This window comes from Microbacterium sp. CH1 (assembly GCF_001595495.1).
GTDB lineage: Bacteria > Actinomycetota > Actinomycetes > Actinomycetales > Microbacteriaceae > Microbacterium.
On record NZ_LOSO01000002.1, the window covers coordinates 42,445 to 63,723 of the forward strand.

The following is a 21,279-nucleotide window of genomic DNA, read 5'->3' on the forward strand; positions in this document are numbered from 1 at the left end:
ACCGGAGTGGACGCCGAGGAGCTGCTGCGCACCGCCGCTCTCTCCTCCCTCGCCGACCCGACGCCGGAGGGCGCATCGATCGTCGAACTCGCCGCCGCCCGCGGGATCCGCGTCGAGGCCCCGGCGGACGCCGTCGTCGTCCCGTTCACGGCGCAGACGCGCATGAGCGGTCTCGACCTCGCCGACGGCACGCAGATCCGCAAGGGCGCCGCCTCGGCCGTGGCGGCCTGGCTGGGGCAGACCCCCGATGACGAGCTCACGACCCTCACCGACGACGTCGCCTCGGGCGGCGGCACGCCTCTCGTGGTCGCGGTGCAGGGCCCTTCGACAGGCTCAGGCCCTTCGACAAGCTCAGGGATCCAGCCGGGCTCAGGCCCTTCGACAAGCTCAGGGACCCATCGGATCCTCGGGGTCGTGCACCTCAAGGACATCGTCAAGGACGGCCTGCGGGAGCGGTTCGACGAGCTGCGCAGCATGGGCATCCGCACGGTCATGATCACCGGAGACAACCCGCTCACCGCGAAGGCCATCGCGGCCGAGGCGGGCGTCGACGACTACCTCGCCGAGGCCACCCCGGAGGACAAGCTCGACCTCATCCGCCGCGAGCAGGAGGGCGGGCGCCTCGTCGCGATGACCGGGGACGGCACGAACGATGCCCCCGCACTCGCCCAGGCCGACGTCGGCGTCGCGATGAACACGGGCACCTCCGCGGCCAAGGAGGCGGGCAACATGGTCGACCTCGACTCCGACCCGACCAAGCTCATCGACATCGTCCGCATCGGCAAGCAGCTGCTCATCACCCGCGGCGCGCTGACGACGTTCTCGCTCGCGAACGACATCGCGAAGTACTTCGCCATCATCCCGGCGATGTTCATGGGCGTGTTCCCCGGACTCGCGGCGCTGAACATCATGCAGCTGCACTCGCCGGCCTCGGCGGTCACGAGCGCGATCATCTTCAACGCCATCGTGATCGTGTTCCTCATCCCGCTCGCGCTGCGTGGCGTGACCTACCGACCGGCGAGCGCCTCGCAGATCCTGCAGCGGAATCTGCTGGTCTACGGCCTCGGCGGCGTCATCGCCCCGTTCGTGGGCATCAAGCTCATCGACCTCCTCGTCAGCCTCCTCCCCGGCTTCTGACCGGGCTCGAAAGGAACGCCATGTCGTCCACCACCCGCACCACGGTGCGCACCGCCGGTGTCGCCGTCCGCGCGATGCTCGTCCTCACCCTCGTCCTCGGCGTCGGGTACACGCTGCTCGTCACCGGCATCGGCCAGCTCATCCTCCCCACGCAGGCGAACGGCTCGCTGCTCCCCGGCGACCGGGGCAGCGCGCTCATCGGCCAGTCCTTCACGGATGCCGAGGGCGACGCCCTGCCGGAGTACTTCCAGTCCCGCCCCTCGGCGGCCGGCGACGGGTACGACGGGGCCTCGTCGGGCGGCAGCAACCTCGGGCCGGAGAATCCCGACCTCGTCGCCGAGATCGCCGCGCGGAAAACCGAGATCGCCGCGAGGGAGGGGGTCGATCCGTCCGCGGTGCCCGCGGATGCCGTGACCGCGTCCGGCTCCGGTCTCGACCCGCACATTAGCGTCGCGTACGCCCTGCTCCAGGTGCCGCGGGTGGCGGCCGCCCGCGACCTGCCGGAGGACGAGGTCCGGGCGCTGGTGGAGTCTAGGATTCAAGGGCGGGACCTGGGGTTCCTCGGCGAGGAGCGCATCAACGTCGCGGAACTGAATCTCGCACTCGACGACCGGGAGGGTGCATGAGCGCAGAGCGGCCGCCGCGCCCCGCGACGGACCGGAACCGCCGCGGACGACTGCGCGTCCTCCTCGGCGCCGCGCCGGGGGTCGGGAAGACCTTCGAGATGCTCGCCGAGGGCCGGAGGCTCCGCGACGAGGGCCGCGACGTGGTCATCGCGATCGTCGAGACCCATGGCCGTGCGGCCACGGCCGCCCTGACCTCCGGGCTGCCCGAGGTGCCGCGACGGGAGGACGCCCACCGCGGGGTCGTCCTCTCCGAGCTCGACCTCGACGCGGTGCTCGCCCTCGGCCCGGAGATCGCGCTCGTGGACGAGTTCGCGCACACGAACGCCCCCGGCTCGCGGAATCCCAAGCGCTGGCAGGACGTCGAGGAGCTGCTGGACGCGGGGATCGACGTCGTCACCACCGTGAACGTGCAGCACATCGAGTCGCTGAACGCGGTCGTGGAGAAGATCACCGGCATCGCCCAGCGCGAGACCATCCCGGACGCGGTGGTCCGCGCCGCCGACGAGATCGAGGTCGTCGACCTGGCGCCGCAGACGCTCCGCGACCGCCTCGCCGCGGGCCTCGTCTACCCCGCGGAGCGCATCGACGCCGCCCTCTCGCACTACTTCCGGCTCGGCAACCTCACCGCTCTGCGGGAGCTCGCGCTGCTGTGGCTCGCCGACGAGGTCGACAGCGCGCTCCGCAGTTATCGCGCCGAACAGGGCATCGCCGGAGCGTGGCAGGCGCGCGAACGCGTGGTCGTCGCCCTCACCGGCGGGCCGGAGGGCGAGACGCTGCTGCGCCGCGGGGCCCGCATCGCCGCCCGGTCCGCCGGCGGGGAGCTGCTCGCCGTGCACGTGACCGCCCAGGACGGGCTGCGCGACGAGACCCCCGGCGCCCTCGCCGCGCAGCGCTCCCTCGTCGAGTCGCTCGGCGGGACCTACCATCAGGTGGTCGGCGACGACATCCCGGCGACGCTGGTGGAGTTCGCCCAGGGCGCCGACGCCACGCAGCTCGTGATCGGCGTGAGCCGGCGCGGCCGCCTCGCCGCCGCGCTCACCGGGCCGGGCATCGGCGCCGAGGTCATCCGCCGCTCGGGCGACATCGACGTGCACATCGTGACCCATGCCGCGGCGGGCGGCCGGCTCGCTCTCCCCCGCATCACCGGCGGTGCGCTCGGCTGGCGGCGTCAGGCGCTGGGCTTCGGCGTGGCCCTGGTCTTCGGCCCGCTGCTGTCGTGGCTGATGTTCACGTTCCGCAGCCCGGAGTCGATCACGGCCGAGGTGCTCGCCTACCAGCTCCTCGTCGTGGTCGTCGCCCTCATCGGCGGCATCCGCCCCGCCGTGTTCGCCGCCGTGCTCTCCGGCATCACCCTCGACTTCCTCTTCGTCGCCCCGCTGTTCACGATCACGATCGCGCACCCCCTGCACGCACTGGCCCTCACCCTTTACGTCATCATCGCGATCCTCGTGAGCCTCATCGTCGACCAGGCCGCCCGCCGGGCCAGGACCGCGCAGCGGGCGACCGCCGAGGCGGAGCTGCTCGCGGCCGTCGCCGGGAACGTGCTCCGCGGCGACAACGCCGTGCTCGCCCTCGTCAGCCGCACCCGGGAGGCGTTCGGGCTGAGCGGCGTGCGGCTGCTCACCCCGTCCGGGGACGTGCTGGCGAGCGACGGCGAGCCGGTGCCGGACGGCCGCGCCACGACCATCCCGGTCGGGGTCGCGTCCGGTGGGGGCCCGCGCGCCGTGCTGGAGCTCAACGGCGAGCCGATCGCCGGTCCGGAGCGCCGTCTGCTCGACGCGATCGTCGCCCAGCTCGCCGCCGCCATCGAGCACACCGACCTGCGAGCCACGGCGCGGGAGGCGGAGGCCCTCGCCGAGACCGATCAGGTGCGCAGCGCCCTGCTCTCCGCCGTCAGTCACGATCTGCGCCGGCCGCTCGCCTCGGCCGTCGCGGCGATCGGCGGGCTCCGGGGCGCGCACGGCCTGTCCGCCGAGGACCGCACGGAGCTGCTGGAGACCGCGGACGAGAGTCTCGCGACCCTCTCCACCCTCGTCACCGACCTCCTGGACGTGAGCCGCGTGGAGGCGGGGGTGCTCGCGGTCTCGGCTCAGCGGATCGACGCGGCAGGCCCCGTGCTCGCCGCCGTGGACGAGCTCGGCCTCGGCCCCGCCGACGTCGAGCTCACGCTCGATCCCGACCTCCCGCCGCTGCACGCCGACCCGGTGCTGCTCCAGCGGGTGCTCGTGAACGTGCTCGCCAACGCCCACCGGCACGCCCCCGAGGGCACCCGCGTGCTCGTGTCGAGCAGCCGGCTGGGGGATCGGGCGGAAATCCGGATCGTCGACCGCGGCGAGGGCATCGCGCCCGAACGACGAGATGCGATCTTCCAGCCGTTCCAGCGCTTCGGCGACACCGACAACACGACGGGGCTGGGGCTCGGGCTCGCGCTGTCCCGCGGATTCACCGAGGGCATGGGCGGTAGCCTGACACCGGAGGACACCCCCGGGGGCGGACTCACCATGGTCATCTCCCTGCCGCTCGCCGCAGGGACCGCCGACACGGAGGGCACGGAGTGAAGCTCCTCATCGCCGACGACGACCCCCAGATGGTGCGGGCGCTGCGGATCACCCTCGCGGCCCACGGCTACGAGGTCGTCGTGGCCGCCGATGGCGCCGCCGCGATCGCCGCCGCGGCGCAGACCCATCCCGACCTCATCATGCTCGACCTCGGCATGCCCCGGCTCGACGGCATCGAGGTGATCCAGGCCCTGCGCGGCTGGACGAGCGTGCCCATCATCGTCGTGTCGGGGAGGACGGGGTCGGCCGACAAGGTCGAGGCGCTGGACGCGGGGGCGGACGACTTCGTCACGAAGCCCTTCCAGGTGGATGAACTGCTGGCCCGGCTCCGGGCGCTCTCCCGCCGCGCGGTCGCCGCGAACGGGGAGTCCGTGGTCGCGTTCGGGGACGTCGTCGTCGACCTCGCGACGAAGACCGTGACCCGCGCCGGCAGCCGTGTGCACCTCACGCCGACCGAGTGGCGGATGCTGGAGCACCTCGCACGGCACCCGGGCGCGCTGGTGACCCGGCAGGACCTCCTCAAGGAGATCTGGGGCAGCGCGCAGGTGTCCGACTCCGGCTACCTCCGGCTGTACATGTCCCAGCTCCGCAAGAAGCTGGAGCGGGAGCCCTCGGCGCCCGTGCACCTGCTGACCGAGTCGGGCATGGGGTACCGGCTGGTCCTCTAGCGACCGAGCGGGGCGCGGTCACGCGTGCCGGCGAGGCGCCGCCGACGGAGGACGGCCACGACGCCGACGACGACGAGCAGGACGGCGACGATGATCGCGGTGACGGCGGTGGGCGTGCTCTCCGGCTCGCCCGTGAGACGCCCGATCGCGAGCCAGCTCAGCCCCCAGGCCGTTGCCAGCGCCGGGGCGAGACGGCCGGTGAACCAGGCCGATGCGGCACCGATCACCAGCACGACGACGAGCACGGCGACGGCCCAGGCGTCGGGGGCATCCGCCCCGATCTCCGGGACGGTCTGCGTGAGCCAGGCGGCGGTGTTGGCGACCGTCGCGATCGTGACCCAGCCGAAGTGCAGGCCGTTCGCGCCGTCGGTGAGGAGGCGGTCGGCGAGGGAGCGGGCGGGGAACCGGCCGAGGAGCACGATGATGCGCGCGAGCGTCGCGAGCAGCAGCGCGATCACGAGCACGGTGAGCCACAGCGTCAGGTACCGCGCGGTCACCAGCCAGAGGCCGTTGAGGACCATGGAGAGGGCGGTCCAGCCGCCGACCGCCTGCTGACGCTCGTCCTGGCGCTGCGCGGGGAGGGCCTGCCACACGGTGTAGGCGAGGAGTCCGAGGTAGATGAGCGACCAGATCGAGAACGCCGGTCCGGCGGGGGCGAGGTACGACCCCTGGGCCGAGAGCGCGCCGTTCTGCAGCTCGTCGACGGAGTCACCCCCGAACGCTCCGGCGCCGATGGCCGCGGCGATCAGCATGAACACGGCGGCGGCGATCACGAGGCTCTGGCGGGCGATGCCCTTCGTCGAGGTCTCCATGCCCGCACCCTACGCGGGGCGGGAGCGGAAGGCAGTGGCCTTGACAGGGACTTGCGGTTTCGCTAACCAAGTTAGCGAATGGGCGTCAGGCCGGAGCGAGGGCGGCGTCGACCAGGACCTCGGCGGCGCGGCGCGCGTGCACGGCGGCCTCCGGGTCGGCGCCGATGGCCGCGGTGCTCTGCGCGCCCTCCGCGAGGAGAGAGAGCTGGGCGGCCAGACCCGCCGGGGCACCGGTGGCCGCGACGAGCTCCGCCATGTACTGCTGGAACGAGGCCTTGTGCGCGCGGACGATCGCGGCGACCTCGGGACTCGTCCCCCCGAGCTCGCCGAACGCGTTGATGAAGGCGCAGCCCCGGAACCCGTCGCTGCAGAACCAGTCCTCGAGGTAGCCGTAGACCGCGAGGAGGCGGGCGCGCGGGTCGTCGCCGCTCTGTGCCACCGCCGCCGTGAGCCCCTGCTCCCACTCGGCGTGCTTCCGGGTGAGCACCGCCGCGACGATGTCGGTCTTCGCCGGGAACAGCGAGTACACGCGCCGCAGCGACACGCCGGCGGCAGCCCGCAGCTCGTCCATGCCGACCGCCGCGTAGCCCTTGCGGTAGTACAGCTCCTCCGCGGCGGAGAGGATGCGTTCGCGGGCCTCGTCTTCGGTCATGTCCAGAAGTCTACTTGACACGAGAACGAACGTTCTCTAGATTGATCACATCAGGCGAGAACGATCGTTCTCACCGGCACCGAAAGGAACACATCATGGGTTACATCACCGTCGGCACCGAGAACACCACCCCGATCGAGCTCTACTACGAAGACCAGGGCAGCGGCCAGCCGGTCGTCCTGATCCACGGCTATCCGCTCAACGGGCACAGTTGGGAGCGCCAGACCCGCGAGCTCCTCGCCCAGGGCTACCGCGTCATCACCTACGACCGCCGCGGCTTCGGGCAGTCCTCCAAGGTCGGCTCCGGCTACGACTACGACACGTTCGCCGCCGACCTGAACACGGTGCTCGAGACCCTCGACCTCCGCGACGTCGCGCTCGTCGGGTTCTCCATGGGCACTGGGGAGCTCGCCCGCTACGTCGGCCGCTACGGCCACGAGCGCGTCGCGAAGCTCGCCTTCCTCGCGTCGCTCGAGCCCTTCCTCGTGCAGCGCGACGACAACCCCGAGGGCGTGCCGCAGGAGGTCTTCGACGGGATCGAGGCCGCTGCCAAGGGTGACCGCTACGCCTGGTTCACCCAGTTCTACACGGACTTCTACAACCTCGACGAGAACCTCGGCACGCGCATCAGCCAGCAGGTCGTCGACGCGAACTGGAACCTCTCCGTCACCAGCGCGCCGGTCGCCGCGTACGCCGTGGTCCCGACCTGGATCGAGGACTTCCGCGACGACGTGAAGGCCGTGGCCGCCGCCGGCAAGCCCACCCTGATCCTGCACGGCACGAAGGACAACATCCTGCCGATCGACGCGACCGCCCGCCGCTTCCACCAGGCCGTCCCCGAGGCCGAGTACGTCGAGGTCGAGGGCGCCCCGCACGGCCTCCTCTGGACCCACGCCGACGAGGTCAACGCCGCCCTGACGCAGTTCCTGGCCCGGTAACCCGTTCGAATCGCCTGAATGGCCCCATTTCCCCCGGGAATGGGGCCATTTGCGCGATTCGAAGCGGGTCAGCGGGAGCGCCAGAGCAGCCAGACGAAGTACGGGGCGCCGATCAGCGCGACCACGAGACCCGCCGGAAGCTGCGCGGGGGCGATCACCGTCCGGCCGATGGTGTCCGCGATGCCGACGAGCAGCCCGCCGAGGAGCACCGCCGTCGGGATCACCCGCGAGTGCCGTGCGCCCACCAAGGCCCGCGCGGCGTGCGGCGCCACGAGCCCCACGAAGCCGATGACCCCGATCGCCGTCACGCTCAGCGCCGCCAGGACGGCCGCCACCAGCAGCAGCGTCAACCGGACGGGCTCCAGCCGGATGCCGACCAGTCGCGGCGTGTCCTCGTCGAGGGACAGCACGTCGAGCTCCCGGCGACTCATCACCACGAACGGCACCGCGATCACGAGGACGACCGCCAGCGGGATGACCTGCTCCCACACCCGCCCGTAGGTCGTGCCGGAGAGCCAGGTGTAGATCTTGGGGGTGTCCCACGGGTTCGACCGAAGCAGGAGGAAGGTCGTGAGCGAGACCGTGAAGTACGAGACCCCGATGCCGATCAGCAGGAACCGGTCCGCGTTCAGCCCGCCCCGCCACGACAGCAGATAGACGAGGGCGAAGGCGAGCAGCGAGCCCGTGACGGCTCCCGCGATCATCCCGCCCGTCGACGACGTGATGCTCGTGATCACCAGCACCGCGCCCAGGCCGCCGCCGCCGGTGACGCCGAGGATGCCCGGGTCGGCGAGCGGGTTGCGGCTCACCCCCTGGATCACGGCGCCGGAGAGGGCGAGCGCGGCGCCGGCGACCACGGCGGCCACGATCCGCGGCGCGCGCTCGTCGAGGGCGAAGGCGATGGGAGCGGGAGCCTGCCCCTGCAGCCACAGCGCGATGTCGCCGGTGAGCAGCCACGTGTGCCCGGCGAGCAGTCCGAGCAGGAGCACCCCGACCAGGCCGAGGGCGACGAGGGCGATGGTGATCCGGAAGCGCAGGCGGCTGCGGACGCCGAAGCGCACCCGCGGAGGCTCCCGCGTGGGACCGGCGTCGCGGAGGCGCCGGGCCATGAGCACGAGCACGATCGCGCCGAGCAGCGTCGTCGCGACACCGGTCGGGATGAGGATCGCGGCCTCCGCGCCGATCAGCGCGCGCAGGAGGGCGTCGGAGAGGATGACGACGAGGGCGCCGAGGAGCCCCGACGCGGGGATCAGCAGCACGTGGCGGTTCAGGCTCGGCACCACGCGCGTCAGCAGCCGCGCGAGCACCGGCGCGCACAGCCCCACGAATCCCATCGGCCCGGCGAGCGTCACCGCGACCGCCGTGAGGGTGACCGCGAGCAGGATCCCGATGGCCCTGGTCGACCGGATCGGCACGCCGAGCGACGAGGCGGTGTCGTCCCCCAGGGTGAGGATGTCGAGGCGCCGCGCGAGCAGGAGCGCGAGCACCGTGACGACCACGACGACCGGCGCCGCCTGGAGGAATGCGGTGAGTCCGAGCTGCGACAGGCTCCCGCTCCCCCAGGCGAGCAGTCCCTTGGTCTCCTCGTCGAACAGGATGAGCAGCGTCGAGGTCGCGGCCTGGAAGGCGAGCGCGAGCGCGGTGCCGGCGAGGATGAGGCGGGTCGTGGACGACCCCGCCCCTCCGGCGAGTCCGAGCACGATGCCCGCGGCGACGATGCCGCCCGCGAACGCCACCGCCCCGGAGGCCCACACCGGCACGGCGATCCCGAATGCGGCGAGCGCCGTGACGGCGAGATAGGCCCCGGCGGTCACGCCCAGCGTGTCCGGCGACGCGAGGGCGTTGCGGGCGAGGGACTGCAGCAGGATGCCGGCGACCCCGAGGGCCACGCCCACCGCGACACCGGCGGCGAGCCGCGGCACCCGCGAGCCCCAGAGGACGTCGGCGTCGGCGAACACCGCGCCGCTCGTGCCCTGGGTGAGGTGCCAGCAGGCGACCGCGACCAGCACGACGGCGAGAGCGACGAGCACACCGACGCCCGTCCACACCGCGGGCTTCCGACCCTCCGCCCCCACGGGGACGGCGGACGCCGGGGCGTCGGGCTCCGCGGTCGCCGTCGTGTCGTCGAGGCGGAGGGTCTCCGTCACTTCGAGAGCACCTCCAGGTAGCCGTCGATGATCTGCGCGGTCGAGCGCGGGCCGCCGAAGGTCCAGATACCGGCCGGGAACGCGGTCAGGCGGTTCTCCGCCACCGCGGGGAGCGAGGTCCAGGCGGGGTTGTCCGCGAGGGCGTCGACGAAGCTCTCGGAATCCGGGTCCGCGGTGCCGGTGTAGAACAGGTTCGCGTCGCCGACCGTGGTCATGCCCTCGACATCGGTCTGCCCGAGGCCGTACACGGGGTCGACCTCGCCGGTCCAGGTGTTCGTCAGCCCGAGCTCCTCGCCCACCTCGCCGACGAGCGAGCCCTGGCCGAACGGACGCAGCGCCACGTTGCCGCCGTCGACCCAGCCGTCGAAGAACACGAAGTCGGTCGTGGCGAGGTCGCGGTCGGCGAGCTCGGCCTTCGCGGTGTCGAGGTGCTCCTGGAACTCCTCGGTGACGACGTCGGCCCGCTCCTCACGGCCGGTGACCTGCGCGATGAGGTCGAAGGTGTTCAGCATCTTGGCGATCGGGTCCTTCGCATCGGCGCCGATCGTCGCGAGCACGGGCACGTCGTAAGCCTCGAGCTGCGCGACGATGGGGTCGTCCGCGGCGTTGACCTCGACGATCACGAGGTCGGGATCGGTGCCGAACAGCGTCTCCAGATTCGGCTCCTGGCGGGTGCCCACGTCCACGACGCCCTCCGGCAGCTCCTCCGCGGTGACCCAGGTGCTGTACCCCTCGGCGTCGGCCACCGCGACCGGCGTCACGCACAGCGACAGCGCGTCCTCGATCTGCTGCCACTCGAGCACCGCGATGCGCTCGGCCGGCTTGTCGAGCTCGACCGTGCGGCCGAGGTCGTCGGTGACGGAGACCGCCCCGGTCGAGGTGCTCGTGGTGTCGTCCGTGCAGCCCGCGCTCGTCGAGGTCGGGGCGTCGGACCCCTCGGCGGACGGCGTCTGCGTGGTGCCGCAGCCGGCGAGCGCGAGGGTGAGGGCGCCGCCGAGGGCGAGCACGGCGAGGGGGGTCTTCTTCATCGGTGGTTCCTTCAGGGGTCGGGATCAGGAGGCGGAGGGGGCGCGGAGGCGACCGTGGTGGCGGCCGCGCGGACGCACCCGCACCAGGCCGGTCTCCTCGTCGAGGGCGGTGTCGATGCGCAGGCCGTACACCTGCGACAGGTTCTCGCCGGTGAGCACCTCGGCGGGAGCCCCCGCCGCGTGCACCCGCCCGCGGTGCATCAGCACGACGTCGTCGGCGACCGAGGCGGCGTGGTCGAGGTCGTGCAGCACGACGCCGAGCGCGGTGCCGTGGTCGTCGGCGAGCTCCCGCACCAGGTCGAGGGTCTCCACCTGGTACCGCAGGTCGAGGTGATTGGTCGGCTCGTCGAGCAGCAGCACCCCGGTGTCCTGGGCGAGTGCGGTCGCCAGCCAGACGCGCTGCAGCTCGCCGCCGGAGAGCTGGTCGACCGGGCGGGCGGCCATCGCGGAGAGGCCGGTGAGGGCGAGGGCGCGCGCGACGGCGGCGCGGTCGGCGTCGCTCACGCCGGAGAACCGCCCGCGGTGCGGGTGGCGGCCGTAGGCGACCACGTCGGAGACCTCGATCCCGGACGGATGCGGCCGGGACTGCGACAGCATCGCGACGGTCTTCGCGAACTCCTTGGCGGAGAGGGCGGCGGCGTCGCGCGACTCCCCGCCGCCGACGCGCACGGTCCCCGCCTCGATGCGGTGCAGCCGCGCGAGGGCGCGGAGGACGGTCGACTTGCCGCTGCCGTTCGGTCCGATCAGCGCGGTCACCCGGCCCGGCGCGAGGCGCAGGGAGACGTCGTGCACGACCCGGGTGCGGCCGTAGCCGAGGACGAGGGATTCCCCCGCGAGGCTGTGGCGATCGATGGCGTCGGTCATCTCAGCCCCGCATCGCGACGCCGCGGCGCCAGTAGCCCATGAACGCGACCTGTGCGCGGTCGATCCCGAGGTCCTTCACGAGGTGCCGACGCAGCGTCGTCACGACACCGCTCTCGCCCGCGATCCAGAAGTAGCGGCCGGCCGCGTCGTCGGGCGCGATCTCCTCCCCCAGGCTCGAGTACTCGGGGGTCTCCCAGAGGAGGTCCTCCCCCTCGATGTCGGTGACGCGGATCTCGTCCCCGGCATCGTCGTCGCCCAGGTGCTCGAGCACCGCGGGGATGAGGCGGAACCCGTGCGGCTCGCCGGCGTCGCGCGGCAGCCAGTGCACGTCCACCCCCGCCGGAACGTCGATCGCGAGGACGTCCGCGGGCGACGGCACCTCGATGAACGCCGTGCCCCGGAGGTCGCGCGGGGCGTCCTCCAGGATGCGGGCGATGGCGGGGGCGGCGGTCTCGTCCCCGACGAGGACCACCGAGGTCGCCGCCCCGGGCGCGTACTCCGCGCCGCCGTGCGCGACGACGCCCCGACGCGGGCCGACCAGCCACAGCTCCTGACCCACTGCGGCCGTGCTCGCCCACCGAGAGGCCGGACCGGTGAGCCCCGGCTCCAGGTGCAGCACGAAGTCGATGTCGACCTCGGTGCGGCCGTCGTCGGCGACCCGCAGGTCACGGACGGAGTAGGTGCGCATCGAGCCGCGCTCCTCCTCCGGGACGGCCAGGTACGAACCCCACCAGTCGTACGTCGACCGGTCGATCTCGGCGAGCACGCCGGACGCGGGCGGGAAGACGAGCTTCACCCGGCTGTCGTACACCTCCCCCGGCGTCCCCAGCTCGCTGAGCTCCTCGCCGCCGAGGGTCACCCGCACGAACGAGGGGGAGACGCGGGAGACGGCGCGCACCTCGGCGCGGGTGAGGATGTAGGTCGGGCGCTCGGTCGTGGTGGATTCAGCGGACATGATGCCTTCCGATGGGGGTGACCATCGGCTTGCCGGAGACCGGGTCGATGGTGATCTGGTTGGGGAGGCCGAAGACCTCCTGCACGAGCTCGGCGGTGACGACGTCCTGCGGGGCGCCGATCGCGTGCACGCGGCCGTCCTTCATGGCGACGAGCTCGTCGGCGTAGCGCGCGGCGAGGTTGAGGTCGTGCAGCACCATGACGATCGTGGTGCCGCGCGCGACACTGAGGTCGGTGAGGAGGTCGAGCACCTCGACCTGGTGGGCGACGTCGAGGAACGTCGTCGGCTCGTCCAGCAGCAGGATGTCGGTCTCCTGCGCGAGGGCCATCGCGATCCAGACGCGCTGCCGCTGACCGCCGGAGAGCTCGTCCACGCTGCGGTCGGCGAGGTCGCTGATGCCGGTCGCGTCCAGGGCGTCGGCGACGACCTCGTAGTCGTGCGCACTCCACCGCGACAGGGCCCGCTGGTGGGGGTGACGCCCGCGACCGACGAGGTCGGCGACGGCGATGCCCTCGGGGGCCACGGGCGACTGGGGCAGGAGGCCGAGGATGCGCGCGACCTCCTTCGTGGGCCGGGCGTGGATCGACTTCCCGTCGAGCACGACCTCTCCGTCCCCCGGGGACAGCAGCCGGGCGAGGGCACGCAGCAGCGTCGACTTGCCGCAGCCGTTCGCGCCGACGATCGTGGTGATCTTCCCCGGCGCGATCTGCAGGTCGAGGCCCTCGACCACGGTGCGGTCGCCGTACGAGAGGGTGACCCCCTCGGCGGACAGGCGGTGGGCGGCGGTCACAGCGAGCCTCCGGTGCGGTTGGTGCGGATGAGCAGATAGATGAGGTACGGCGCGCCGACGACGCCGGTGACGACGCCCACCGGGTAGCGCGCGCCGAGCGCGAACTGGGCGATGAGGTCGCCGCCGAGCACGAGCACCGCGCCGACGAGACCGCTGGGCAGCAGCAGCGTGGCGCCGGGACCGGTGAGCCGCGCGGCGATGGGTCCGGCCATGAACGCGACGAACGCGATCGGCCCGGTGGCGGCGGTCGCGAAGGCGAGGAGGGCCACGGCCCCGAAGATGAAGACGAGGCGCGTGGCGGTGACCCGCACGCCGAGCCCCGCGGCGGAGTCGTCGCCGAGCTGGAGCGTCCCCAGCGCCCGCCCCTGCGAGAGCAGCAGCGGCACGAGGATCGCGGCCGCGATCGCCATCGGCAGCACCCGCTCCCACGACGCGTTGTTGAGGCTGCCGGTGAGCCACTGCATCGCGGTCTGGATGTCCCAGTTCGCGGCCCGGGACAGCAGGTAGGAGATGACGCTCTGCAGCATCGCCGCGACGCCGATCCCGATGAGGATGAGGCGGGTGCCCGCGAAGCCGCCCTTGATGGCGAGGAGGTAGATCGCCAGCGCCGTCACGAGGGCGCCGACGAGCGCGAGGAGCGAGACGGCAGGGCCGTTGAGCGAGAGCACGACGATGCCGAACACCGCGGCGGCGCCGGCGCCGTTCGAGATGCCGATGATGTCCGGCGAGGCGAGCGGGTTGCGCAGCATGGTCTGGAAGGTGACGCCCGCCATGCCGAACGCGAGGCCCGTGAGGATCGCGAGGACCGCGCGGGGGAGCCGCAGGTCGCCGACGGTGAACGACGCGCCGGGCACCGTCTCGCCGAGGATCACGCGGATGACCTCGTCGAGCGGGTAGAAGGTGTTGCCGACCATGAGTGCCACGACGAACAGCACGATCACGACGACCCCGAGCGCGAGGGTGACCACGGCATGACGGCGGTGGCGTGCCCGGCGGCCGGCGACGATGCGCGCGGTGCGGGCGGCGGCGGACTCGTCGCCGCGGACGAGGGTGTGCTCGGTCGTGCTCACAGCTCCCGCACCTTCTGTCGGCGGACGATCCAGATGAAGAACGGCGCCCCGATGATCGCGGTGATGATGCCGACCTGGATCTCCTCGGACGACGGCGAGATCACGCGGCCGACGATGTCGCTCGCGGTGAGCAGCGCGGCGCCGGCGAGGGCCGAGAACGGCAGCAGCCACCGGTGGTCGGTGCCCACGAGCAGCCGGCACATGTGCGGGACGATGAGCCCGACGAACCCGATCGGTCCCGCGATCGCCGTGGCCGCGCCGGCGAGGATGACCGCGCCGAGGGCCGACAGCATCCGGGTGCGCAGCACGTGCTCGCCGAGTCCCTTGGCCATGTCGTCGCCGAGGGCGAGGGAGTTCATGCCCCGGGCGCACAGGAAGCAGATGAGGGCGCCGACCGCGAGGACCGGGGCGGTGATCGCGATCCGCGGCCACTCCGCCCCGCCGACGCCGCCGATCTGCCACGACTGGAACGTCTGCAGCAGGTCGACCCGCGGCAGCATGACCGCGCTGATGAGCGAGGCGAAGGCGGCGGAGGTCGCCGCCCCCGCGAGAGCCAGCTTGAGCGGTGTGGCCCCGCCACGGCCGAGGGAGCCGACGGTGTACACGAAGACGGCGGCGGCCGCCGCGCCGACGATCGCGAAGGCCATCTGCCCGTAGGGGTTGCTGAGTCCGAAGAACGCGATGCCGAGAACGACCGCGAAGGAGGCGCCGTTCGAGACACCGAGGATGCCGGGGTCGGCGACCGGGTTGCGGGTGACGGCCTGCATGGTCGCCCCGGCGAGCGCGAGGGCCGCCCCCACGAGGAGCGCGAGCACCGTGCGCGGGATGCGCTTGACGACCGCCGCCTGCGCGATCGTGTCGGTCTGGCCGGAGAGCGCCGCGAGGATGTCGTCGAGCGTGACCGCGCGCACTCCGAACGACACCGAGAGCACGACGAGCACGAGGATCACTCCGACCCCGGCGAGCAGCCAGAGGGTGCGCACCACCGTCGGACGCCGCAGGGTGGCGGCGTCCGACGCGAGGACGGGTGCTGAGATCACGACGACTCTCCGCTGGGGGGCGGACGCGGAGCTTACTTCGCGAGCGGCGCGGCGAGGATGGCCAGGTAGTCCTCGAGACCCCACGGGATCGAGAGCGCCGACGGGTTCGCCGATGCGGCGATGGGCGTGGCGTCCGGGAGGATGGCAACGCGGCCCTCCGCGATGGCGGGGATCTTCGACAGCAGCGGGTCGGCCTGCAGCGTGGCCAGGGTGGAGTCGTCGCCGTATGTCACCAGCACGTCCACGTCGTCGAACTTCTGCGCCTCCTCGGCGCTCACCTGCAGGTAGAACTGGTCGCTGTCCTCGTTCTCCTCGACGATCGCGGGGAGCGGCAGGCCGAGGTCGTGCAGGTAGCCGGGGCGGGTGTCGGCCGCGGTGTAGTAGCCGATCTGGCTGAGGTCGCTCGGGTCGAAGTAGGCGAAGAGCACCTTCTTGCCCTCGAGTGCGCTGTTGGCCGCGAGGGCGGCGTCGGCGTCGGCGTGCAGGTCCTCGATCAGGGCCTCGCCCTCGTCCTCGAGCCCCAGGGCCTTGGCGTTCATCTCGACCATGTCGTCGACGGAGGTGCCCCACGCGACGTCGGGGTAGGCGACGACCGGGGCGATCTTGGAGAGCGTGTCGTACTCCTCCTGCGTGAGGCCGGAGTAGGCGGCGAGGATCACGTCGGGAGCGGTGTCGGCCACGGCCTCGTAGTCGATGCCGTCGGTCTCGTCGAAGAGCACCGGGGTCTCGCCGCCGAGCTCGTCGAGCTTCTCCTCGACCCAGGGGAGGATGCCGTTGTCGTCGTCGTCGCCCCAGGTGGCCTTGCTCATGCCGACCGGGACGATGCCGAGGGCCAGCGGCACCTCGTGGTTCGCCCACGCGATCGTCGCCACGCGCTCGGGCTTCTCGTCGATGGTCGTCTCGCCGTAGACGTGCTCGATGGTGACGGGGAACGCGTCGTCGGAAGCCGGGTTGCCGCCGGTGGTCGCGGTCGACTCCGGCGCGGAGGACGAGCAGGCGGACAGCGTCACGGCGAGCGCGGCGGCCGCGCCGAGGGCGAGGAGTCGAGAGGTGCGCACAGGCGTTCCCTTCGGGATGGGAGATGGGGTGTCGACGCGAGAGCGTCCGGCCTTTGGTAAGCCTCGCCTAATCTAACACGGAGGTTAGGGCGCCCTCACTCCCGTTTCGAATCGCTCACCTTGTCCCATCCGGCGCCCGGATGCCGCACAGTGGGCGATTCGAAAGTGCCGGGGCAGCGAAAAGCCGGCCGGACCCGTACGGATCCGGCCGGCTTCAGGAAGTCAGCGCACGCTCAGAGAGCGCGGATGTTCGCCGCCTGCATGCCCTTGGGGCCACGCTCAGCGTCGAATTCGACCTTCTGGTTCTCGCGGAGCTCCTTGAAACCGGAGCCGGCGATAGCCGAGTAGTGGGCGAAGAGGTCTTCGGTGCCGTCATCGGGAGCGATGAAGCCGAAGCCCTTCTCTGCGTTGAACCATTTCACAGTGCCAGTGGCCATGTGTTTTCTACTTTCTGTTGACCGGCCGCTCGCGCGGCCTGCATCATGCCGATGATCCGACATGCATGCTCGGTCACGCTACCACGGCGGACTGACGGGACTCCCCTTCTTCGGCCGTGCGATGGGCGAGCGCCGCCTCGGTGCGCGTGCTCACGCCGAGCTTCCGCAGCACCGCCGAGACGTGGACGCTGACGGTCTTCACGCTGATGAACAGGCGCTCCCCGATCTGGCGGTTGCTCAGTCCCTCCGCGATCAGGGCGAGCACCTGCCGCTCCCTGGCCGTCAGCTGCTCCGCGTCGGCGGCCTCGCGGGGCCCGGTCGGACGCAGCCCTGCCGCCTCGCCGAACCCCGCCAGAGCCTTCTGCAGCGGCACATGGCCGAGCCCCTCGGCGATCGCCGTCGCCGCCGTCAGCACGGCAGCGGCCTCGGCGCGCTCTCCGTCGGCGACGTGCAGCCGGGCCCGCTCGAGCCGCAGCACCACACGGAAGGTGACCGGCACGTCGTCGCCGTCCGCGCACCGCAGCGCCTCGTCGACCGCGGCCGGACTCGGGTCGAGCAGGGCGTGCAGCACCGTCGACCACGCGTCGTCCTGCAGCTCCGGCGGCTGCGCCTCCCAGGCCGTCCGCACGGCCGCGACGGCCGCATCGACGTCGGCTCCGCCCGCACGCAGCGCCGTCACGAGGGCCCCCGCCTCCAGGAGCAGCCGCCGCTGATGCAGCAACGCCGGCCGGTCGTCCTCCAGCATCTCCCCGATCACGTCGAGCGCCCCGCGGAGGTCGCCCTGACTCTCGGCGACGGCGACCTGCATCGTGATCCGGTCGTACCAGATCTGCCGCTCCGAGACTCCGGTCTCCTCGAACGCCGGCAGCCACTCCTGCAGGGTCTCCGCGGCCTCCGCGGCCCGGCCCCGCCAGGCGAGCACCCGCACCCGGGTCATGCTCACGTACATCCGGAACACCCGCAGCGTGCCCTGCAGGAAGTCGCGGGCCAGCATGTCCTCGACCTGGTCGATCTCGCCGAGCTCGAGCAGCGGCACGATCATGTTCTGCGCCATGATCGAACCCGAGGTGCGCTCGACGCGGAGCTCACGAGCCCGGCGCAGACCCTCCTCGGCGACGGCGACGGCCTCCCGGTAGCGCCCCAGCAGCGTCAGCAGGTCGGAGTAGTTGACGCGGTAGCGCATCTCGGCCGTGGATCCGGCGGCGAGGTCGCGCGCACGCTCGTACTCGCGCACCCCCTCCGCGACCCGGCCGAGATGGGCCAGCGACCCGCCGCGGACGTTCGCGGCGATCGAGAGCTGATCCGTCGTCGCGGCGCCCGCGGCCCGACGCTCCGCCTCGTCGGCGAGCCGGATCGCCTCCTCGCGATCGCCCGCGATCATGCGACGGCTCGCCAGCTGGTTCAGCAGCTCCGCGCGGAACGCCTCGTCGTCGACGCGCTCCGCGAGCGCGAGCGCCTCCTGGAGGAGCGGGATGGCCCCGAGGCGTCCGAGATTGACGAGATACAGCGCCTTGTTGCGGAGCAGGCGCGCGTGCAGCCGCGGGTCGACCGTCGCCGGGTCGACCTCGCTCAGCGCGACATTGGCGACCGCCAGCGCCCGCTCGCCGTCACCGGCGTTGCGGAGGACCGACCCGAGCACGTGGAGGAGGTCGAGACGAGCGAACCCCGTCGCCTCCTCCGCGTCCGGCACGAGCGGCCAGAGTTCGAGGACGAGCTCCCCGAACCGCGCCGCACTGGCGAAGGCGTACTGGGCCTTGGCCTGCCGCATGGCGTCGGCGGCGGACGCGATGGCGCGACGATCGTCCTGCGCGAGCTGCCAGTGGTGGGCCAGGGCCGCCGCGTCGCCGCCGCCGTCCTCGTCCAGCGCCTCGGCGTAGGCGCGGTGCAGACGCGCGCGCTCTCCGGGCAGCAGATCGTCGTGCACGGCTTCGCGCAGCAGCGCGTGCCGGAACCGGTAGTCGTCTTCGCCGACGACGATGATGCCGCTGCGCACGGCCTCGCGGACGGCGTCGTCGACCCGATCCTCCGGAAGCTCGACGAGACGCAGCAGCAGCGGATCCGTGAGCGGCCGCTCGGCGCCGGACAGGACCTGCACCACGCGGCGCGCATCGTCTCCGAGACGGTCGAACCGGGCGAGCAGGAGGTCGCGCAGACTCTCCGGCAGGGGCCCCTGGGCGCACCCGGCGATCTCCTCCACGAAGAAGGGGACGCCCTCCGCCCGGACCTGCAGCCGCTCCAGCGCCGTCGCGGTCGGCGCGCGTCCCGTGATCTGCGCGACGAGCTCACCGACGGCATGGTCGTCGAGACGCGGTACCGTCATCCGTTCGAGCAGTCGCGCCCGCGTGGCCTCGCCGATGAACCGGCTCACCGCGTCGCCTCGGCGCACGTCGTCGGTGCGGCAGGTGATGAGCAGCAGCAGGCGGCCGCGGTCGAGCGTGCGCAGGAGGAAGGAAAGGATCGCGAGGGTCGAGTCGTCGGCCCAGTGCAGGTCTTCGACGACGATAACCTGCGGCGCCAGCTCCGTGGCGGCCTCGATGAGGGAGGCGATCGCGTCGCGCAGGCGTTCGGGACTGGTGCGGTCGCGGCCGGCGGGGGCGTCGACGAGCTCGGGCAGCAGCATGCCGAGCGCCTCGACGCCCACGCCGACCGCCTCACGCACGCGCTCGGCTCCCAGCCGCTCCACGAGCGAGCGGAGGATGCCCGCGAGGGGTCCGAACGGCGCACGCGAGGCGCCGAGGTCGAGGCACCAGCCGACGTGCACGTCTGCCGCGCTCGTGATCTCGGCGCCGAACTCCCGCACCAGCCGGGTCTTGCCGATTCCGGCCTCGCCCTCGACGAGCAGCGCGGCGGGCACGCCCTGGCGCACACCGTCGAACAGGCGGCGCATCCCGGCGATCTCGGCGTCACGCCCGACCATCGCGGCGGAGGGGGCTGGGGCCATGGACCCATCGTGCCACTCCCCCCGGACATCCGGAGAGCCGGGGAACGACAGCACGACGCCGTCCGTCATCGGGCGACGACCGGATCGCACGCTCCCGCTCGGGACGCCCGCGGCACCGGCGTTCCCCGGCGTGCGAGGCGGCGCAGGAGCCGACGCAGCGGACCCGCCGGACGCGGCACGATCTGATCCGCGTGCTCCAGGAGCGTCCGGCGCCGGGCGACCGCGCGTTCGATCTGCTCCTGCTCGAAGACGGTGACCTGGTGGCTGAGATACGGGTGCTCGAACATGATGTCTCCTCGACGGTTCGGTGTATCCCTACACTCCGCTCTGAGGTGCCCCCGCCACATCGGACGGATGCCCTATCTTCCGCGTCCCTCTCGCCCTCGGCTCCCTATGCCGGCACAGGCGCCCGCGCCGCATCAGGCTCCTGGCGCGCGAACCCGCCTGAGCTCGCGCGACTGCCTGCCCTGCCAGAGCGAGGGCCGCGCGGACGGACGGGTCCCCTCCGGCACGAGGATCGCGAGCACCCGCACGAGCGTCGTCATCCACAGCAGCCCGAGCCCGACGACGACCGCCTCCACCGCGGTCACCGGGAAGAAGCCGAGCGGCCACCACAGCAGCACGGCCGCGACCACGAGCACCCCCACCGCGACGGAGGTCACCACGAGGGCCAGGGGTCGGCCCGGGACGGTCAGCGTCGTCGCGGCGGCAGCCCCGAGGAAGAGGAGCAGCGCCGCGACGGCAGCGATGTCGTGCGGAACGGGGGCCCGGTACAGCGGCAGGAGCCCGACGGCGGCGAGCGCGAGTCCGGCCGCGGCCCACAGCACGACCACGGTCGCGATCCGGGACAGCGCGTCGTCGCCGAGCAGCCGGTGCAGGTCGCGGCCGATGTACGCGCCGACGGTGGCGACCAGCAGCCCGGCCACGACGAGGGTGCCGTTGAATGCCCAGCCCACCCCGAGCTGCGAGAAGTTCTCCTCCCACCACCGGGGGTCGACGGCGGTCACCATCGCGAACAGCGTGCCGATCACGAGGAACCCGAACAGGAGCCCGGCGAGGTCGGCGGTCCGGAGACCGATCCCCGCACCGAACGCGAGTCGTCCGCCGACCGCCGCCGCGACCCCCGTGAGCAGCCCGCCGCCGATCGCTCCGAGCGCGAGACCCCGCAGGCCCGCCGCGAGCACCTCCGCGGTGAGCAGCACGCCCATCGCCGTCACGGCCCCGAAAGCCACGGTGAGCGCGGCGGCGGAGAGCCGTGACACCGCCCGCTGCCAGCGCGGCATCCCCGCGGCCTCCTCCCGACGGTGCAGGAGCGTGCTGATGACGAAGGCCAGAGCCGTGATGCCGCCGGCGACTCCCGCGGCGGGCAGCGCGAGGCCTCCCTCACCGGTCAGCGGCCGCGGCGGACCGTCGAGGAGCAGCGCCCCGGCGAGAGCTCCCCCGACGAAGCAGACCACGGTCGCGAGGACGGCCCGCCCCTCGCCGCGCAGACGCTCCCTCGTGTCCATGCGCCCATGCAAGCACGCCCGTCCGACCCCCGCACCCCCGCACGCGACGA

At 72.6% G+C, this 21,279-nt stretch carries 19 protein-coding genes; 5 read left to right on the forward strand and 14 right to left on the reverse strand.

The window, feature by feature from the left end; genetic code table 11:
• The 4 genes from AUV07_RS01080 to AUV07_RS01095 form a co-directional block, all read left to right on the forward strand.
• The coding region (locus AUV07_RS01080) for an HAD-IC family P-type ATPase (RefSeq protein WP_157523855.1) at window positions 1-1,137 on the forward strand (1,137 nt) is incomplete at its 5' end.
• A 20-nt stretch (window positions 1,138-1,157) separates the two neighbouring features.
• Window positions 1,158-1,763 (forward strand): potassium-transporting ATPase subunit KdpC, encoded by a 606-nt coding sequence (kdpC, locus tag AUV07_RS01085; protein WP_062633116.1) that lies wholly within the window; start codon window positions 1,158-1,160, stop codon window positions 1,761-1,763.
• The gene (locus AUV07_RS01090; RefSeq protein ID WP_062633120.1) at window positions 1,760-4,321 is read left to right on the forward strand and encodes an ATP-binding protein; all 2,562 of its coding nucleotides are present in this window, start codon (window positions 1,760-1,762) and stop codon (window positions 4,319-4,321) included. Before kdpC ends, AUV07_RS01090 begins: the two co-directional genes overlap by 4 nt.
• The gene (locus tag AUV07_RS01095; RefSeq protein WP_062633122.1) at window positions 4,318-4,989 is read left to right on the forward strand and encodes a response regulator; all 672 of its coding nucleotides are present in this window, start codon (window positions 4,318-4,320) and stop codon (window positions 4,987-4,989) included. The genes AUV07_RS01090 and AUV07_RS01095 overlap by 4 nt, the downstream gene beginning before the upstream one ends.
• Here the strand turns inward: AUV07_RS01095 and AUV07_RS01100 are convergent.
• A complete protein-coding gene (locus AUV07_RS01100) occupies window positions 4,986-5,801 on the reverse strand; it encodes a TspO/MBR family protein (protein ID WP_062633124.1) in 816 nt (271 codons plus the stop codon). The genes AUV07_RS01095 and AUV07_RS01100 overlap by 4 nt on opposite strands.
• A gap of 85 nt (window positions 5,802-5,886) precedes the next feature.
• Window positions 5,887-6,453, reverse strand: coding sequence for a TetR/AcrR family transcriptional regulator (locus tag AUV07_RS01105; RefSeq protein ID WP_062633126.1), 567 nt, complete (start codon window positions 6,451-6,453; stop codon window positions 5,887-5,889).
• A gap of 95 nt (window positions 6,454-6,548) precedes the next feature.
• Here AUV07_RS01105 and AUV07_RS01110 point away from each other — a divergent pair, with 95 nt between their 5' ends.
• Window positions 6,549-7,391 (forward strand): alpha/beta fold hydrolase, encoded by an 843-nt coding sequence (locus tag AUV07_RS01110; RefSeq protein WP_062633128.1) that lies wholly within the window; start codon window positions 6,549-6,551, stop codon window positions 7,389-7,391.
• Window positions 7,392-7,459: 68 nt separating this feature from the next.
• Here AUV07_RS01110 and AUV07_RS01115 read toward each other — a convergent pair whose 3' ends face one another.
• The 12 genes from AUV07_RS01115 to AUV07_RS01170 form a co-directional block, all read right to left on the reverse strand.
• Entirely contained in the window at window positions 7,460-9,538 is a 2,079-nt protein-coding gene (locus AUV07_RS01115; RefSeq protein ID WP_082802804.1) for an iron ABC transporter permease, read from the reverse strand.
• On the reverse strand, window positions 9,535-10,566 hold the full coding sequence (locus AUV07_RS01120) for an ABC transporter substrate-binding protein (RefSeq protein ID WP_062633130.1): 1,032 nt from the start codon (window positions 10,564-10,566) through the stop codon (window positions 9,535-9,537). The genes AUV07_RS01115 and AUV07_RS01120 overlap by 4 nt, the downstream gene beginning before the upstream one ends.
• A 24-nt stretch (window positions 10,567-10,590) precedes the next feature.
• On the reverse strand, window positions 10,591-11,430 hold the full coding sequence (locus AUV07_RS01125) for an ABC transporter ATP-binding protein (protein ID WP_062633132.1): 840 nt from the start codon (window positions 11,428-11,430) through the stop codon (window positions 10,591-10,593).
• A gap of 1 nt (window position 11,431) precedes the next feature.
• On the reverse strand, window positions 11,432-12,385 hold the full coding sequence (locus tag AUV07_RS01130; protein WP_062633134.1) for a siderophore-interacting protein: 954 nt from the start codon (window positions 12,383-12,385) through the stop codon (window positions 11,432-11,434).
• Window positions 12,375-13,175 (reverse strand): ABC transporter ATP-binding protein, encoded by an 801-nt coding sequence (locus AUV07_RS01135; RefSeq protein ID WP_025104024.1) that lies wholly within the window; start codon window positions 13,173-13,175, stop codon window positions 12,375-12,377. The genes AUV07_RS01130 and AUV07_RS01135 overlap by 11 nt, the downstream gene beginning before the upstream one ends.
• Window positions 13,172-14,245 (reverse strand): FecCD family ABC transporter permease, encoded by a 1,074-nt coding sequence (locus tag AUV07_RS01140; protein WP_062633136.1) that lies wholly within the window; start codon window positions 14,243-14,245, stop codon window positions 13,172-13,174. Before AUV07_RS01140 ends, AUV07_RS01135 begins: the two co-directional genes overlap by 4 nt.
• Window positions 14,242-15,285, reverse strand: a complete 1,044-nt coding sequence (locus AUV07_RS01145) for a FecCD family ABC transporter permease (RefSeq protein WP_062633139.1) — start codon at window positions 15,283-15,285, stop codon at window positions 14,242-14,244. Before AUV07_RS01145 ends, AUV07_RS01140 begins: the two co-directional genes overlap by 4 nt.
• Before the next feature lie 32 nt (window positions 15,286-15,317).
• Complete coding sequence (locus AUV07_RS01150; RefSeq protein WP_062633141.1) at window positions 15,318-16,343, reverse strand: iron-siderophore ABC transporter substrate-binding protein; 1,026 nt, start codon at window positions 16,341-16,343, stop codon at window positions 15,318-15,320.
• A 233-nt stretch (window positions 16,344-16,576) separates the two neighbouring features.
• Complete coding sequence (locus tag AUV07_RS01155; RefSeq protein ID WP_025104028.1) at window positions 16,577-16,780, reverse strand: cold-shock protein; 204 nt, start codon at window positions 16,778-16,780, stop codon at window positions 16,577-16,579.
• A 73-nt stretch (window positions 16,781-16,853) separates the two neighbouring features.
• Window positions 16,854-19,721, reverse strand: a complete 2,868-nt coding sequence (locus AUV07_RS18075) for a helix-turn-helix transcriptional regulator (protein WP_197462089.1) — start codon at window positions 19,719-19,721, stop codon at window positions 16,854-16,856.
• A gap of 65 nt (window positions 19,722-19,786) precedes the next feature.
• Entirely contained in the window at window positions 19,787-20,008 is a 222-nt protein-coding gene (locus AUV07_RS01165; protein ID WP_062633144.1) for a hypothetical protein, read from the reverse strand.
• A 132-nt stretch (window positions 20,009-20,140) separates the two neighbouring features.
• Window positions 20,141-21,229: a DUF998 domain-containing protein gene (locus AUV07_RS01170; protein ID WP_231868162.1), complete on the reverse strand. Its 1,089-nt coding sequence runs from the start codon at window positions 21,227-21,229 to the stop codon at window positions 20,141-20,143.
• Window positions 21,230-21,279 lie beyond the last annotated feature (50 nt).

Coding starts and splice junctions, on each gene's coding strand:
- AUV07_RS01120 (WP_062633130.1), bottom strand. CDS start 10,566: ATGAAGAAGACCCCCCTCGCCGTGCTCGCCCTCGGCGGCGCCCTCACC.
- AUV07_RS01100 (WP_062633124.1), bottom strand. CDS start 5,801: ATGGAGACCTCGACGAAGGGCATCGCCCGCCAGAGCCTCGTGATCGCC.
- AUV07_RS01105 (WP_062633126.1), bottom strand. CDS start 6,453: ATGACCGAAGACGAGGCCCGCGAACGCATCCTCTCCGCCGCGGAGGAG.
- AUV07_RS01110 (WP_062633128.1), top strand. CDS start 6,549: ATGGGTTACATCACCGTCGGCACCGAGAACACCACCCCGATCGAGCTC.
- kdpC (WP_062633116.1), top strand. CDS start 1,158: ATGTCGTCCACCACCCGCACCACGGTGCGCACCGCCGGTGTCGCCGTC.
- AUV07_RS01170 (WP_231868162.1), bottom strand. CDS start 21,229: ATGGACACGAGGGAGCGTCTGCGCGGCGAGGGGCGGGCCGTCCTCGCG.
- AUV07_RS01090 (WP_062633120.1), top strand. CDS start 1,760: ATGAGCGCAGAGCGGCCGCCGCGCCCCGCGACGGACCGGAACCGCCGC.
- AUV07_RS01130 (WP_062633134.1), bottom strand. CDS start 12,385: ATGTCCGCTGAATCCACCACGACCGAGCGCCCGACCTACATCCTCACC.
- AUV07_RS01155 (WP_025104028.1), bottom strand. CDS start 16,780: ATGGCCACTGGCACTGTGAAATGGTTCAACGCAGAGAAGGGCTTCGGC.
- AUV07_RS01125 (WP_062633132.1), bottom strand. CDS start 11,430: ATGACCGACGCCATCGATCGCCACAGCCTCGCGGGGGAATCCCTCGTC.
- AUV07_RS18075 (WP_197462089.1), bottom strand. CDS start 19,721: ATGGCCCCAGCCCCCTCCGCCGCGATGGTCGGGCGTGACGCCGAGATC.
- AUV07_RS01165 (WP_062633144.1), bottom strand. CDS start 20,008: ATGTTCGAGCACCCGTATCTCAGCCACCAGGTCACCGTCTTCGAGCAG.